A 13,160-nucleotide genomic window follows, 5' to 3' on the forward strand; every position below is an offset into this window, starting at 1 on the left:
TATGCAGCAATACGATGTTGCTTATTGAATCGATTTACACAAAACTCTTGACACACCCCTTTTTTGTCGGCATTTTCAGACAAATTGGTGAATAATTAAAATAGTCATTCGATGTGTTTCTCTCAGAGCGGAAGCTCTATGCATATCGAGGATATACGAGTAGTAGTCGCTATTGATGCAATCCGTTGGACTGGGCACGTAGCTCAAAGATTGATAAAACGCAATATCTCTCCCGACGAAGTATTAGAAACGTCACACTTCCTTCCTTTTTGTATCGATTTTCTTCACAAGAAAGCATAACTGCTAATTGGCTTCATACACGCGTACGCGCAAGGTGAGGCCCCGTTCCTTACAGAGTTTGCGGCATTTCTTGATTTCTTCCTGGTCTTCTACCTGGTCGACGACGGTCATGACTACATTCGGTACGTACTGCTTGCAATGCTCTGCAAAGGCCAGCATGGCATCGAAGGATTTAAGGCCGAATTTACTGCGCGTCAAATCGAGGTAGCGCTGGGCGTTAGACGCGTTGAGACTGATGGAAACTGTATCGAGAATGGCCCCGTGGAAATCGGCTGCCGTATCGCGGCCGTATTCCAAATCTGACAGGCCGTTCGTATTGACCCGCGTCTTGACGTTCGGGAAATTACGGCGCACGTAGCGCAAGAGTGTAACGAGATCCGTCAGGCGCATAGTCGGTTCGCCAAAGCCACAGAAGACGACTTCGTTAATGTACTGCCACGGCTGGTCGTTCAGTTCCTGAATGACCTCTTCTACAGTCGGTTCTTCTTTGAGCCACAGTTCCTTATCCTCTGCCGTTTCCTTCAGGTTGCGCAGACAGAAGGTACAGGCACAGGTACAGCGATTTGTGAGGTTGACGTAGAGGGCGCGTTTGCCTTTCGGTTGTTTGGCCAGGCTTTCTGCTATCGTAATATAATGTCCTTTGTCATACGTATAGGTAATCATGTGTACTTCCTCCTATTTGAGTTCTGTTAAAAATTCTTCAAAAGCCAGGCCGTAATTGGTAGGCAGGCCCAGGCTTTCTGTATATTCTAGCGTGCGGTGAATAAATGTAACGGCCTTATGGACTGCATCGTAAAGGCTTTCGCCACGCACAAGGCTGGCTGCGACGATGGCCGCAAAGACATCACCTGTACCGGACCGGTCATGGCCTACTTTAGGGCTGGCCAGGTACTGCGGATGCCGGCCCCGTTCGTACAGGTAATTGCCTACTTCCTGATTTCGGGAAAGACCCGTTATGACGACCTGCCGCGGTCCTAAGGCGGCTAAGTCGGCGGCAATGTGTTCCAGCATTTCCGCATCAGCCTGACCGCCGGCCGGATAAGGAATGCGCAAGAGCTGGCACGCTTCGGTCAAATTGGGTGTAATGACATCGGCATGTTCCAGGAGCTGACACATATCGCGGCAGAGCTCATCTGTATACGAGGCATACAAACGGCCATAATCCCCCATGACGGGATCGACAATGACCAGTGTGCCAGGCTTTTTAAACAACTTGATGCACTGGCTGATCAACCCGATTTGTGCCGGCGAGCTGAGAAAGCCCGTCAGGATACCGTCGAACGCAAGGCCTGTACGAGCCCAGCTGTCCATGTAATCTTTCATGTAGGGTGTGAAATCATGCAAATAATAGTTGGGAAAGCCTGTATGGACCGACAGGATAGCCGTCGGTAGCGGACAGGCCTGTACCTTGAGGGCCGAAATGAGGGGCAGCTCTACAGCTGTCGAACAGCGGCCAAATCCCGTTATGTCATTGAAAATAGCAATTCGTTTTTGTCTGCTCATTATATTATGCCTCTATTCTTTGGCCCCGTCTAGAGGACGTGCCATTTTTTCCCTGCCATGACGGCAACTACCGCCACGAGTGTATTGACGAGTCCTTCCAGGATCAGTCCCGGCAAGGAAGCAATGCCGACGGCAACACTGCCGTAAAGGAGAGCCCCACAGGCACCGTAGGCGGCGACCATCCACAGAGAGGACGCGAGAAAGGCCAACGTGCTTTGCCAAAGGGGTACGCGCCTGGCGCCGCCTCGGGAATGGGTCAGCAGCCAAACGACCCAAACCATGACGTACTTGATCAAAAACGTCGGCACAATCCACAAGGGAAAACCGCCGAGGAAATCGGCCAGGCACGAACCGACGGATGCTGCCAGGGCCGCATCACGACGGGCAAATACCAGGGCACCAACGTAAATAACACTATCGCCCAGGTGGACATAGCCCACAGGAATAGGTATTTTGGGTACATACGTCAGGACAAAGACTAACGCTGCCAAAAGGGCGGCCAGGCACAGGCGGCGCGTATGGTTTGCCGTCGCATCCGGGCTGGGACATACTGGAAACACAGGAAATCCTCCTTTCAACATTTCATAGCAAAAAACTATTGCGCGCATCATTTGTCCTCTATTCTATTACATAAAACTGGTATTGTAAATGGGACAGATTGAAGAAAAAACTGTCCTCGTCTACAGGAATACAGCAAAAAAGACAGGTCCGACATTGCTGTCAGATCTGCCTTTTTTTACATTTTCCAGGTCCGGAAGGAGGACAGATTAGTTGGCTGGCTGCCACGTACGGCTGCTCTGGGCCTGTTCTTCTGCTTTTTCCAGTTTTTGTGATTTTACTTCTGCTTCGTATTGTTCCCGTGCAGCGGCTTCAGCATTTTTCAGGTTTTCCTGCAGCTGCGGGTCAATTTTGGTGTTCTTGTCCTTATTCTGAGCTGCCGCTTTCTGGGCATCTTCCAGTGCCTTCTGGGCTGCCTGCTGCTGGGCTTGAAGCGCATCAAGACGCTGCTGGCGTATACCCTGGCGGACGTCGCTTTCGAGGGTAACATCCGGCTGGGCGTGGACATCGACATAGACTTCAAAGAGACGATTCCACGGGAAGGTCACGTTGACCGTGCGCGGATCGATACCTAAATAGGTCTGGGCGTAACGCTGGAGCTGTTCTTTCGTACGGCTCTGTAATTCCCGCATGATTGTCGGATAGTAGCGCTGTTCCTGATTAGCTTCGATTTTCTGCTGCATGCGGTATATGTATTCGCGCACGTTGGCCTGGTAAGCCCAGTTATCGAGATACTGCGTCGTCAGCATGCGGGCATGAGCTTCAGGCGTCATATAGCGCGCCAAAATACCCTGGGAAATACCGTAACCGACGGAGTTGCTCGCCGTATTCCAGCCGTTATAAGCAGCCAGGCGGTACATCATCTGGTCCTGGTACAGACCGTAGATGAGGGTATTGTCCGAACCGTTAGAAAAGGCCATGTCGACGAGGCTGACAGGAATGCCCAAATTGACGGCCTTTTCAATCTGTGTCAAAAAGGCCTTCGTCGAATCAAGCATAATCGGGAAGTTTTCGAAATTGCCCGATTCCGTCGTCGATGTCGTAAGCGGCGTATTCACAGCCAGGAGCAAATCCGGTTTCCCCTGATCCGTAATGGTACCGCCAATGGCTTCGACGTGTTCCTTAATGGTCTTGCCAATGGCCTGGCCATCGTAGCGGGGTACGGTCTTTTCGCCACCGCCTAAGGGATAAATGACCGTCACTTTGGGGTGGTAATTATTGAAATCATTGTTGGCCCGCGTAATGAGGAGCAGGCCCAGCTGATCCGCGCCTGGGAAGGAACCGAAATGTTCCTTAGGAATATCGGCAGCCTGCATTTCCAAATACTTTGATTCCAGGGACGACTGGGTCCGCGTCGAATTGTCATCGTGACCCAGGCAATAATAGGAAAAGACGCCGTTCCGGGCATCTTCGATGAGCCGGTAATTAATAGTCATGTTTTTGCGGCGCCGGCTAAACCAATCCTGCAGGTATTCCTGTGGCACGCGGCGCATAATGCTGAACCAATCATTTCGTTCCTGAGGCGTCAGGCCGCTTTCATCCATCTTCGCCTGCAGAGACGCGAGCTGGTAAATATCACTACCGATTTGCAGATAGTAATCCGGTTCGACGCCCTTGCCACCGGCCCAGGGACTGCGCATGACCGTGCTGAAGACATAAATGGGCACGTGGCCGTATTTGCCGTGCAAGGCTTCCACCTTTGCCAGACGGCTTTCCAACGTTTCGAGACTCAAATTGTGCTTACGCGAATCGACGAGACCGCCGTATACGAGCGAATCAATAGAAAGGACCATGGCATCAGCATGGCCGGCATTCTGTTCTACCCACTCCATGAGCTGCGTCGGCGAACCCTGGAAATTCGAGCCCGACAAATACCGCGACGGCGGCGTAATCACCGTATAGCCTGCGTCCTCGGCTGTACTCACTGTATAAGCAAAATCAACAGGACGATTATCCTGTGGTACATACAAAATCGTTTTTGCCAGAGCCGCCTGGCCTGTGCACATGAGCACAGCAATGACAGCAGCCCCCAAGGCCTTACGAAAGAAACTCACATCAATCAATCCCCCCTATATAAAATCATCATTTCATTATACCAAAGGCAATGGCTTGACGCAAACAGAAGGACTGATACGCCTTTCATATGGAAGGCTCTGCGCCCAAGTTATTGCTAATAACAACAGGCGGTCAATGGATAAAACATAAAAGTGAAATTAATTGTATCAATTCCGGATACAGAATAGCCCGTCTTACGAAAATTCTGATATTTCCTTTTATCGCATGGGATTTTGGACCCTTAGGAGCTTGCATAATTGCGGAAATTCTGGTGGGAATGCACTGTAACCACATTTTTTAACGGTTCTGTGCCTTTGGCTGTAGTTGATTTCTAAATACCAGGAAACACCTTCCAGTACATCGTTTTCATAGACCGGGTACCAACCGCCAATATGCAGGCAGGCTAATTTCTGTAAAAAAGTCTGCTTTGACACGGGAAATTTCTTTTTAATAGGCAACTCATAGGGAATTATTTCTGTATGTAAAGGAGAATCGCTTTGTTCCCAGCATATATGCTCGCTTTCTAGATTATATATAAAGACATCATACGCCCAATGTACGTTTTCCGGGTAACGAAACTTCCCTATCTGCAGGACAATACGAGTGATAAAAGGATTTCGTGTATTAAAAGCCGCCGCCTTTTTTTCCCGGTTAAGTGGAATATAACGGCCACCAGCAGCCACTAAGGCCGACGTTGCCTGTTCCAGGTATTGCTCTAATATCTCCTTTTCTTCCATATCTTCCTGATGTTCAAGTCCATAGGCGGACTGACTGCAAGTACGCCATTCCTGACGCGCTGCTATACGTGAGAGCTCCCGTTCCAGCCCACCGATGATGGCCCGGATTTCCTGCCTGTTTTTTCCTGCAAAATCCGTTTCTTTAAATTTCTCACGTTCTATCATATTCTCACGATTCCTTTCGCTCCACTGCACTTTCTATTCCAGTATGCTATTATTTTACCATAGATTATTTCGTTATCCACTACAATGGAGCAGACACATGGCATTTTGAAAAGCAATATATGAAAAACAGCCCCTTCCCAAAACCAGGAAAGAGGCTGCCGTTTTTTATCCTTACTTTTTCAAGAAATCTTCCCGAATGGGGCTGAAAATATCGACGACAATGGATGGTGTGTCTTCTGTATTGACGACGGCGTGAGGTACGTTAGACGGAACCCAGGCTACACCACCAGCTGTAAGGTGTTCTGTCTTGTCGCCTATGGTGACATCACAGGCGCCAGCTAAGACGTGCAGGAGTTGTTCATGCGGATGGGCATGGCTGGGAATTCCTGCGTGAGGATGGAGATTGTTGCGGACAAGCATAATTTTTTCGCCATAAAATAATTTTCGTTCTGCCGAGCCTAAGGCTTCTTCCGGCAGGTCTTGCCAATTGGCAAAATGTTCCATAATGTTACCCCCTCAAATTCCGGCTGGACCGGAAATAGTATGTATATCGCACGCCCCTTAGGGCTGATGCACATGGTTAGACGCGGCTTTTCTGACGGCGCCGGTAATGTTTGACCCGTGGCAGGTTCCAGTGACAGCGGATGGCCAAGAGACGGATGCCAACGGTAACGATAAAGCAGCTAATAGCTGAAACTTCAATGGATACATCCCAAAGAACATAGCTAGCATATAAAACGAGGGCACCGATAAGGGACGCGGTGGCGTAAATATCCTGCATGAACGTCGCAGGAATACGGCCAGCCAGGACGTCGCGGATAATACCGCCACCGACGGCTGTAATGAGGCCGAGGAAGATACACAGTACCCAGTACTGGGGATAGACGTAGCAGCCCAAAAGGGTGCCTGTAATGGTAAAGGAGCCTAGGCCGATGGCGTCGCAGATCAGGTAAATAGTCACAGATACGCGCATGAGACGATGGCGCAGGTGGGTATTGATATAGCGCAAGAAAACAATGAGTATGGCCATGGTGAGTATGATGAGCCAAAAGTACATGCTGTTTTTGAAAAAGGTCGGCGGCATGTGTCCCAAAATGAGATCGCGGACAATACCACCGCCAACGGCCGTCGCCGCGGCGAGAACGAAAATGCCAAAGACGTCCATGCGGCGGGAAATGGCTACGAGTGAGCCCGAAAGGGCGAAGGCCAGGGTTCCGAGAATATCGAAAACCTGCCACCAAATAGATTGCATAATTTCACACCGTCCTGTACAATAGTAGAACACTCCTGGCATTACGGTATCACGAAATGCTAGAACAAGCAAGATTAATTTTACAAATTAGGTGAACTGTTGTGACTAAAGATGAATTTTACATGGGCAAAGCCCTGGAAGAAGCACGTACGGCCTACGCGGTGGGAGAAATCCCTATCGGTGCCGTCATTATTTATGAAAAAAAAGCCATAGCCCGGGCGTATAACCTGCGCGAAAGCCTGCCCTGCGCCACGGCTCATGCAGAGCTTCTGGCCATCGAAAAGGCCTGCCGTGCCTTAGGCCGCTGGCGTCTCACAGGCTGTACGCTCTACGTGACGGTCGAACCGTGCCCCATGTGTGCCGGCGCCATCATCAACAGCCGCCTGGACCGCGTAGTCTACGGCTGTGACGACCCCAAGGCCGGTGCGGCGCGGTCGCTCTTTCATCTGCTCGACAACCCGGCTCTCAACCACCAGGTTGAAATCACGGCCGGTGTGCGGGAAGACGAATGTGCCCAGCTCATGAAGGATTTCTTCCGCGCCCGGCGGCAAAAGGCAAAGGAAACGCCAAAAACAGAATAACACGCAAACATACAAAAAGAAGCGGTCCCAGAAAATTTCCTGGGACCGCTTCTTTTTGTACTCTGTATGCTTATGTGGTGCGTGATGTTTTCACAGTATCCGTGTAAACGATTTGCTTCTTCCCCTGCTTAGGCGTCGAGGTTCTTCGTCAGGAGCTGGTTGACAACGCCCGGGTTGGCGCGGCCTTTGGTCTGTTTCATGATCTGGCCGACGAGGAAGCCAATGGCTTTCTTCTTCCCTGCTTTGTAGTCTGCTACAGACTGCGGGTTAGCAGCGATGACCGATTTGACAATGTCTTCCAGAGCGCCTGTATCGGTGATCTGAACGAGACCCTGTTCTTTGACGACGTCGGCTGCGCTCTTACCGCTAGTCCACATTTCCGGCAGGACTTTCTTGGCGATCTTACCGGAAATGGTGCCCTTGGCGATGAGCTGCAGGAGTTCTGCTAACCCTTCCGGTTTGACCGGTGCCTGGTCGGCAGAGAGGCCGGCTTCGTTCAGCTGTTTGGCGAATTCGCCGAGCATCCAGTTCGAGGCCGTCTTGGCGTCTACACCGGTTGCGACGACAGCTTCGAAGTAGTCAGCCGTCTGTTTTTCCTGTGTCAGGAGGCGGGCATCGTAGGCCGGCAGTTCCAGTTCCGTTTCAAAGCGCTTGCAACGGGCGTCCGGCATTTCCGGCAGTTCCTTGCGGACTTCTTCAATGTATTCCGGTGTGACTTCGATGGGTACGAGGTCCGGTTCGGGGAAATAACGGTAGTCTGCGTCGCCTTCTTTGACACGCTGCAGGACCGTGACGCCCTTGGCTTCATCCCAGCCGCGCGTAGCCTGCTGGATGGTACCGCCGTCTTCGAGAATCTGGGCCTGACGGACGGCTTCGTATTCGATACCCTTCTGGACACCGCTGAAGGAGTTGATGTTTTTGATTTCTGTCTTCGTGCCCAGCTTGTCACTGCCTACGGGGCGGACGGAAATGTTGGCATCGCAGCGCATACTGCCTTCTTCCATGCGGCAGTCGGAAACGCCGAGGTACTGCATGATGGAACGCAGTTTTTCCAGGTATGCCCGGGCTTCTTCACCACTACGCAGGTCCGGTTCACCGACGATTTCGAGAAGCGGTACACCGGTACGGTTGTAGTCGACGAAGGAGTTATCCGACGTATCGATAGAAGCACCGCTGTGGACGAGCTTGCCTGCGTCTTCTTCCATGTGGATACGGGTCAGGCGGATCCGCCGTGTTTCACCGCCTACTTCGATGTCGACGTAGCCGTTGAGGCAGATAGGCAGATCATACTGGGACGTCTGGAAATTCTTCGGCAAATCCGGATAGTAGTAGTTCTTGCGGTCGAATTTGCTGTACGGCAAAATGTCGCAATGCAGGGCCAGGCCGGCTTTGATGGCAAAGTGCAGTACTTCTTTATTGAGGACAGGCATGCTGCCAGGCAAGCCGAGGCAAACCGGGCAAACGTGCGTGTTCGGTTCAGCGCCGAATTCTGTGGAGCAGCCGCAGAAAATTTTTGTTTTTGTTTTCAGTTCGACATGGACTTCCAAGCCGATTACGGATTCATATTTCATCTTAGAGTTCTACCTCCCCCATTGGCAGCGGTTTGCGCAAGTCTGTACGGTTTTGTTCGAACGTGTAGGCTACGCGGAGCAGCGTTTCTTCACCGAGAGCTGCGCCGATGAGCTGCATGCCGATGGGCATGCCGTCCTTGTAGCCGCAGGGAATGCTGATGCCCGGCAGACCGGCCAGGTTGAGGCTGACCGTGCAAACGTCGCCTAAGTACATGGCCAGGGGATCATTGTCGTGCTGGCCAATGCGGAAGGCTGTATCCGGTGCCGTCGGCGTGAGCAAGACGTCGCACTGGCTGAGGGCCTTGTCGAAGTCCTGTTTGAGGAGGGTCCGTACCTTCATGGCGCGCAGGTAGTACGCGTCATAGTAACCCGAGCTGAGGACGTACGTGCCGAGCATGATACGGCGGCGTACTTCCGGGCCAAAGCCGGCCGTACGGGTCTTACGGTACATGTCGACGATATCCGTGCCATCGACGCGGAAGCCAAAGCCTACGCCGTCGTAACGGGCAAGGTTGGAGCTGGCTTCAGCTGGAGCAATGATATAGTACGCAGCCAGGCCGTATTTCATGTGCGGCAGCTTGACCGGTACGATTTCGGCACCGAGCTTGCGGTACGTTTCGATGGCTTCTTCCAGAGCCTTGCGGCACGTATCATCCAGACCCTCGACAAAAAATTCTTCAGGAATGCCGATCTTGAGACCTTTGACATCATTTACCAGGGCTTTCGTATAGTCTTTCTTTTCCATGGGAATGGAGGTAGAATCCTTCTTGTCGTGGCCGGCAATGGCGTTGAGGACGATGGCGCAGTCCGTGACATCTGTCGTGAAGGGACCGATCTGATCGAGGGACGAGCCGTAGGCGACGAGGCCATAGCGGGATACGAGGCCATACGTCGGTTTCAGGCCGACGACGCCGCAGTAGGCTGCAGGCTGACGGATAGAGCCGCCTGTATCGGAGCCGAGAGCCCAAACAGCAGACCCGGCAGCGACAGCAGCAGCCGAACCGCCCGACGAACCGCCCGGTACGCAATCAAGGTTCCACGGGTTGTGTGTAATCTGGTAAGCCGAATTTTCTGTGGAGCTGCCCATAGCAAATTCGTCCATATTCGTCTTGCCCAGGCTGATATAGTCCAGGGCGTTCAGTTTTTCAATGACCGTTGCGTTGTACGGCGCTTTGAAGTGTTCCAGCATTTTCGAGCCGCACGTCGTGTTCTGGCCGGCTACGCAAATGACGTCTTTAATGGCGCCGGGGATGCCGGCCATGGCAGCGATATCTTCGCCAGCAGCGATTTTCTTATCGACTACAGCAGCGGCTGCCAGGGCGTTTTCGCGGTTGTCCGAAAGGAAGGCCTGAACCTGCGGTTCAACGGCGTCTTTGCGGGCAATGTATTTTTGTGCCAGTTCGACAGCAGAAATTTCGCGGCGGACCAGCTTATCATGCAGGGCATGGATGGTTAATGTTTCCACAATACTCCTCCTTAATCCTGAATTACTTTTGGTACTTTGAAGTAGCCGTTTTCCGGTTCCGGCGCGTTCTGGAGTGCCTTTTCATTTGGCAGCGACGGCTGCGGCACATCATCGCGCATGACATTATGCAAAGGAATGGCATGTACAGTAGGCTGTACATCTGTAATATCGACCTGGTTCAAGAGGTCCATATAGGCCAGAATGTCGTTCAGCTGTTTTCCCACCGTTTCGATCTGATCGTCTTCTACGTTCAGACGGGAAAGCAGTGCGATTTTCTTGATTTCTTCAGCACTGATTTTCATAGGAATCTCCTTCTCGTAAGTAGTCTATAACAATGGTATATTATACCCCATATTGCGGCAGTTGTCATCCGTAGCGGGCTTCAAGGTTTGTCAAACAGGTACTCTTCCCGTTCGACAACCTGGCCGTTTTGGATATACACGCGCGGTACGCGGCGGTTGATATTGCACATGATTTCGTAATTGATCGTGCCAGCCTTGTCGGCCAGTTCCTCAATGGGAATGAACTGGTCCCCTTGGCGGCCAAAGAGAACGACCTCGTCGCCGGCGCGGACGTTTACTTCGCCAGTCACGTCGATCATGCACTGGTCCATACAGATCGTGCCGACCTGAGGCACGCGATGGCCGTGGAACAAGACGTCTACCTTACCGGACAAGGCGCGCATGTAGCCGTCGGCGTAGCCTACAGGCAGTGTGGCAATTTTGCGGCGCTGGTCGCAGACGAAATGACGGCCGTAGCTGACCGTAGAACCTGCGTCGATGAGCTTGTTGTGGGCTACACAGCAGCGCAGGGACATGACCGGTTCAAAGCCATAGCCGGCGAGGGATACGGCCCGGCTCGGTTCGCAGCCGTATTGGATAATGCCGGGGCGCACCATATCGAGGTGGTATTCCGGCAGCTCCAGCGTCGCCGCGCTGTTACAGCAATGACGCAGGGGAATGCGCACGCCTTCGTCTTCCAGGCGGCTGCAGACCCACATAAAGCGTTCGAACTGTTGCCGCGTAAAGGTTTTGTCCGTTTCGTCGGCTACAGCAAAATGCGTGAAGATACCGTGTACTTCAATGGCCGGCAAGGACGCAATGCGCGTAATTGCAGCAATGCTTTCTTCGTCAGGCAGGAAGCCGATACGGCTCATGCCCGAATCGATAGCCACGTGGACGCGCAGAGTCTGACCCAGGCGTGACGCTTCAGACGAGAAAAACTCTGTATTTTTCAGGTTGAAAACGGCCGGCTCGACGTGATACGACAGGAGCTCTTCTGTCCGCCTGCCGTCGGTATGGCCGAGGATAAAAATATCCGTCTTGATGCCGGCATAGCGGCGCAGTTCGACAGCTTCGTCGAGACTCGATACGGCAAAACAGTCGGCCCCGTTGGCAGCAAAGGTGCGGGCCAGCTCGACAGCACCGTGGCCGTAAGCGTTGGCCTTAACGACAGCCGCAATGCGCACGTGCGGCCCGACATGCTTGCGGATTACCTGCATATTATGCGCAGCCGCATCTAAATCGATTTGTGCCCACAAGGCACGACGCGTAAAGTTTTCCGTTGTCGAATTGACATCCATCAATAATCCCACCTTTATGTAGATAAAGCAGCTGTTCCCTGTAGGGAAGGTGAGCCCATAGGGCTCGGAAGGGGTGCATGTATCATCCCCTATTATACCTTACCGCCATAACGCGGTCTAGGGCCAGCGGCCTAGGCAACGCGGTCGTCGACCATACGGCCACTCTTCCAGGCCCAGAGGACGTACAGGATATATAAGACCATGACGGCCAGGACGATGTAGTAAATAGAGATATAACCCATGTCACCGGCCAGAGTTCCTAAAAGGATGATGCCCAAAAAGGTCCCTAAGTCGAGCATGTTGTAGTACGTCGCACTGGCGTTACTGCGCCGTGCCGGCGGCACGGAATTAAAGAGCCACGTCATGATAGCCGGCATGAGCAGGCCCGAGCCAAGACCGTAAAAGATGGAGGCCGATAAGAGGTAGGCTGACGAATGGGCTGTACAGATCATGACGATACTGATGGCATAGACGATAACACCGGGAAGCATGACAAAAATCGGGCCGCGCCGGTCGTAGAGCTTGCCGCCGAAAATTCGTGACACGAGGACAAAAGCCGTACCAAAGACGAAGAATAAGCCTGCATAGGAAATCCCAGCTTCGGCCGCCATGAGTGGCAAATACGTATTGACCGAAGCGTAGACAAAGCCAAAGATAAAACACGTACTGGCTGGCGTAAAGGTGCCTGCTTCAAAAATGCGGTTGTACAGCGGAATATGCTCTTTTTCCTTACGGACGACAGGCCGTTCGGGCACGTGAGCCAGGCGGAACAAGACGATGGCAATGGCACTGGCCATAGCTGCCAGGGAAAAGAGTACGACAGGACTAAAGGCCGAAAAGACGGCAACGCCAATGGCCGGTGCGGACCCCATGGAAATAGTATTGCCTAAACCGAAATAGCCGACGCCTTCACCGCGGTGCTCCGGCGGAATGACTTCGACAGCCAAGGCGGCAGCAAAGGTCGTACTCAGGCCGAAGCCGAAGCCGTGTAAAATACGGGCCACGAGGAGGCCCTGAAAGAAGGGAAAAAAGCTGTACGCCGCCGTAGCCACGAGGGACGTCGTCAGGCCCAAAAAGAGGCAGCGTTTTTTCCCCAGTCGGTCGACGAGGGCATCCGTAAAGAAGCGGACAATAATAGCAGAAAGAGCAAATATACTGGCAATGAGGCCCAGTTCAAAGCCCGACGAACCGAGAGACGCGGCATACATAGCAATGGTCGGCACGAGCATGTGGAAATTGACGAATAAGAGGCCGTTACCGACGGTGATCAAGATAAAATTACGATTCCAAAGTTTTTCTGTACTCAAATAATTCTCACTCCCTAAATCCCGGAAAAAAAGGGGATGTGACAAAATGAGAAATCATTTTGTCCACATCCTCTTTTTATTTGC

At 52.3% G+C, this 13,160-nt stretch carries 13 protein-coding genes; 1 reads left to right on the top strand and 12 read right to left on the bottom strand.

Translation table 11 applies throughout. The annotated features are described in order from the left end of the window. Positions 1–303 precede the first annotated feature (303 nt). The 7 genes from PGX44_RS12960 to PGX44_RS12990 all read right to left on the bottom strand — a co-directional run bounded on the left by PGX44_RS12960 (position 304) and on the right by PGX44_RS12990 (position 6,570). Positions 304–963 carry a TatD family nuclease-associated radical SAM protein gene (locus PGX44_RS12960; protein ID WP_498855701.1) on the bottom strand — a complete coding sequence of 220 codons (660 nt, stop codon included), beginning with the start codon at positions 961–963 and terminating at the stop codon, positions 304–306. A gap of 12 nt (positions 964–975) precedes the next feature. After that, a complete protein-coding gene (locus PGX44_RS12965; protein ID WP_498855702.1) occupies positions 976–1,803 on the bottom strand; it encodes a pyridoxamine kinase in 828 nt (275 codons plus the stop codon). A gap of 29 nt (positions 1,804–1,832) precedes the next feature. Beyond that, positions 1,833–2,363: an ECF transporter S component gene (locus PGX44_RS12970; protein WP_498855703.1), complete on the bottom strand. Its 531-nt coding sequence runs from the start codon at positions 2,361–2,363 to the stop codon at positions 1,833–1,835. 207 nt (positions 2,364–2,570) lie between these two features. Then, positions 2,571–4,367, bottom strand: a complete 1,797-nt coding sequence (locus tag PGX44_RS12975; protein ID WP_498855708.1) for a DUF4127 family protein — start codon at positions 4,365–4,367, stop codon at positions 2,571–2,573. Positions 4,368–4,634: 267 nt separating this feature from the next. Further along, positions 4,635–5,318 carry a hypothetical protein gene (locus PGX44_RS12980; RefSeq protein ID WP_498855704.1) on the bottom strand — a complete coding sequence of 228 codons (684 nt, stop codon included), beginning with the start codon at positions 5,316–5,318 and terminating at the stop codon, positions 4,635–4,637. A gap of 171 nt (positions 5,319–5,489) precedes the next feature. After that, positions 5,490–5,822, bottom strand: a complete 333-nt coding sequence (locus tag PGX44_RS12985; protein WP_186504036.1) for a cupin domain-containing protein — start codon at positions 5,820–5,822, stop codon at positions 5,490–5,492. Positions 5,823–5,898: 76 nt separating this feature from the next. Further along, the gene (locus PGX44_RS12990; protein WP_288201315.1) at positions 5,899–6,570 is read right to left on the bottom strand and encodes a trimeric intracellular cation channel family protein; all 672 of its coding nucleotides are present in this window, start codon (positions 6,568–6,570) and stop codon (positions 5,899–5,901) included. Between the two features lie 101 nt (positions 6,571–6,671). Between PGX44_RS12990 and tadA the strand changes: the two genes are divergently transcribed. Next, positions 6,672–7,151 carry a tRNA adenosine(34) deaminase TadA gene (gene tadA / locus PGX44_RS12995; RefSeq protein ID WP_498855705.1) on the top strand — a complete coding sequence of 160 codons (480 nt, stop codon included), beginning with the start codon at positions 6,672–6,674 and terminating at the stop codon, positions 7,149–7,151. 128 nt (positions 7,152–7,279) lie between these two features. Here the strand turns inward: tadA and gatB are convergent, their stop codons facing one another. The 5 genes from gatB to PGX44_RS13020 form a co-directional block, all read right to left on the bottom strand. Further along, entirely contained in the window at positions 7,280–8,722 is a 1,443-nt protein-coding gene (gatB, locus tag PGX44_RS13000) for an Asp-tRNA(Asn)/Glu-tRNA(Gln) amidotransferase subunit GatB (RefSeq protein ID WP_186504262.1), read from the bottom strand. A 1-nt stretch (position 8,723) separates the two neighbouring features. Beyond that, complete coding sequence (gene gatA / locus PGX44_RS13005; protein ID WP_186504263.1) at positions 8,724–10,187, bottom strand: Asp-tRNA(Asn)/Glu-tRNA(Gln) amidotransferase subunit GatA; 1,464 nt, start codon at positions 10,185–10,187, stop codon at positions 8,724–8,726. 11 nt (positions 10,188–10,198) lie between these two features. Next, the gene (gene gatC / locus PGX44_RS13010; protein WP_186504264.1) at positions 10,199–10,489 is read right to left on the bottom strand and encodes an Asp-tRNA(Asn)/Glu-tRNA(Gln) amidotransferase subunit GatC; all 291 of its coding nucleotides are present in this window, start codon (positions 10,487–10,489) and stop codon (positions 10,199–10,201) included. A gap of 80 nt (positions 10,490–10,569) precedes the next feature. Next, on the bottom strand, positions 10,570–11,769 hold the full coding sequence (alr, locus tag PGX44_RS13015; RefSeq protein WP_498855706.1) for an alanine racemase: 1,200 nt from the start codon (positions 11,767–11,769) through the stop codon (positions 10,570–10,572). A gap of 131 nt (positions 11,770–11,900) precedes the next feature. After that, a complete protein-coding gene (locus PGX44_RS13020) occupies positions 11,901–13,076 on the bottom strand; it encodes an MFS transporter (RefSeq protein ID WP_498855707.1) in 1,176 nt (391 codons plus the stop codon). Positions 13,077–13,160: the final 84 nt, after the last annotated feature.

Source organism: Caecibacter sp. AF58-12pH5A (assembly GCF_027681725.1).
GTDB lineage: Bacteria > Bacillota > Negativicutes > Veillonellales > Megasphaeraceae > Megasphaera > Megasphaera hominis.

Coding starts and splice junctions, on each gene's coding strand:
- gatC (WP_186504264.1), bottom strand. CDS start 10,489: ATGAAAATCAGTGCTGAAGAAATCAAGAAAATCGCACTGCTTTCCCGT.
- PGX44_RS12960 (WP_498855701.1), bottom strand. CDS start 963: ATGATTACCTATACGTATGACAAAGGACATTATATTACGATAGCAGAA.
- alr (WP_498855706.1), bottom strand. CDS start 11,769: ATGGATGTCAATTCGACAACGGAAAACTTTACGCGTCGTGCCTTGTGG.
- PGX44_RS12990 (WP_288201315.1), bottom strand. CDS start 6,570: ATGCAATCTATTTGGTGGCAGGTTTTCGATATTCTCGGAACCCTGGCC.
- PGX44_RS12965 (WP_498855702.1), bottom strand. CDS start 1,803: ATGAGCAGACAAAAACGAATTGCTATTTTCAATGACATAACGGGATTT.
- gatB (WP_186504262.1), bottom strand. CDS start 8,722: ATGAAATATGAATCCGTAATCGGCTTGGAAGTCCATGTCGAACTGAAA.
- PGX44_RS12985 (WP_186504036.1), bottom strand. CDS start 5,822: ATGGAACATTTTGCCAATTGGCAAGACCTGCCGGAAGAAGCCTTAGGC.
- PGX44_RS12980 (WP_498855704.1), bottom strand. CDS start 5,318: ATGATAGAACGTGAGAAATTTAAAGAAACGGATTTTGCAGGAAAAAAC.
- PGX44_RS12975 (WP_498855708.1), bottom strand. CDS start 4,367: ATGTGCACAGGCCAGGCGGCTCTGGCAAAAACGATTTTGTATGTACCA.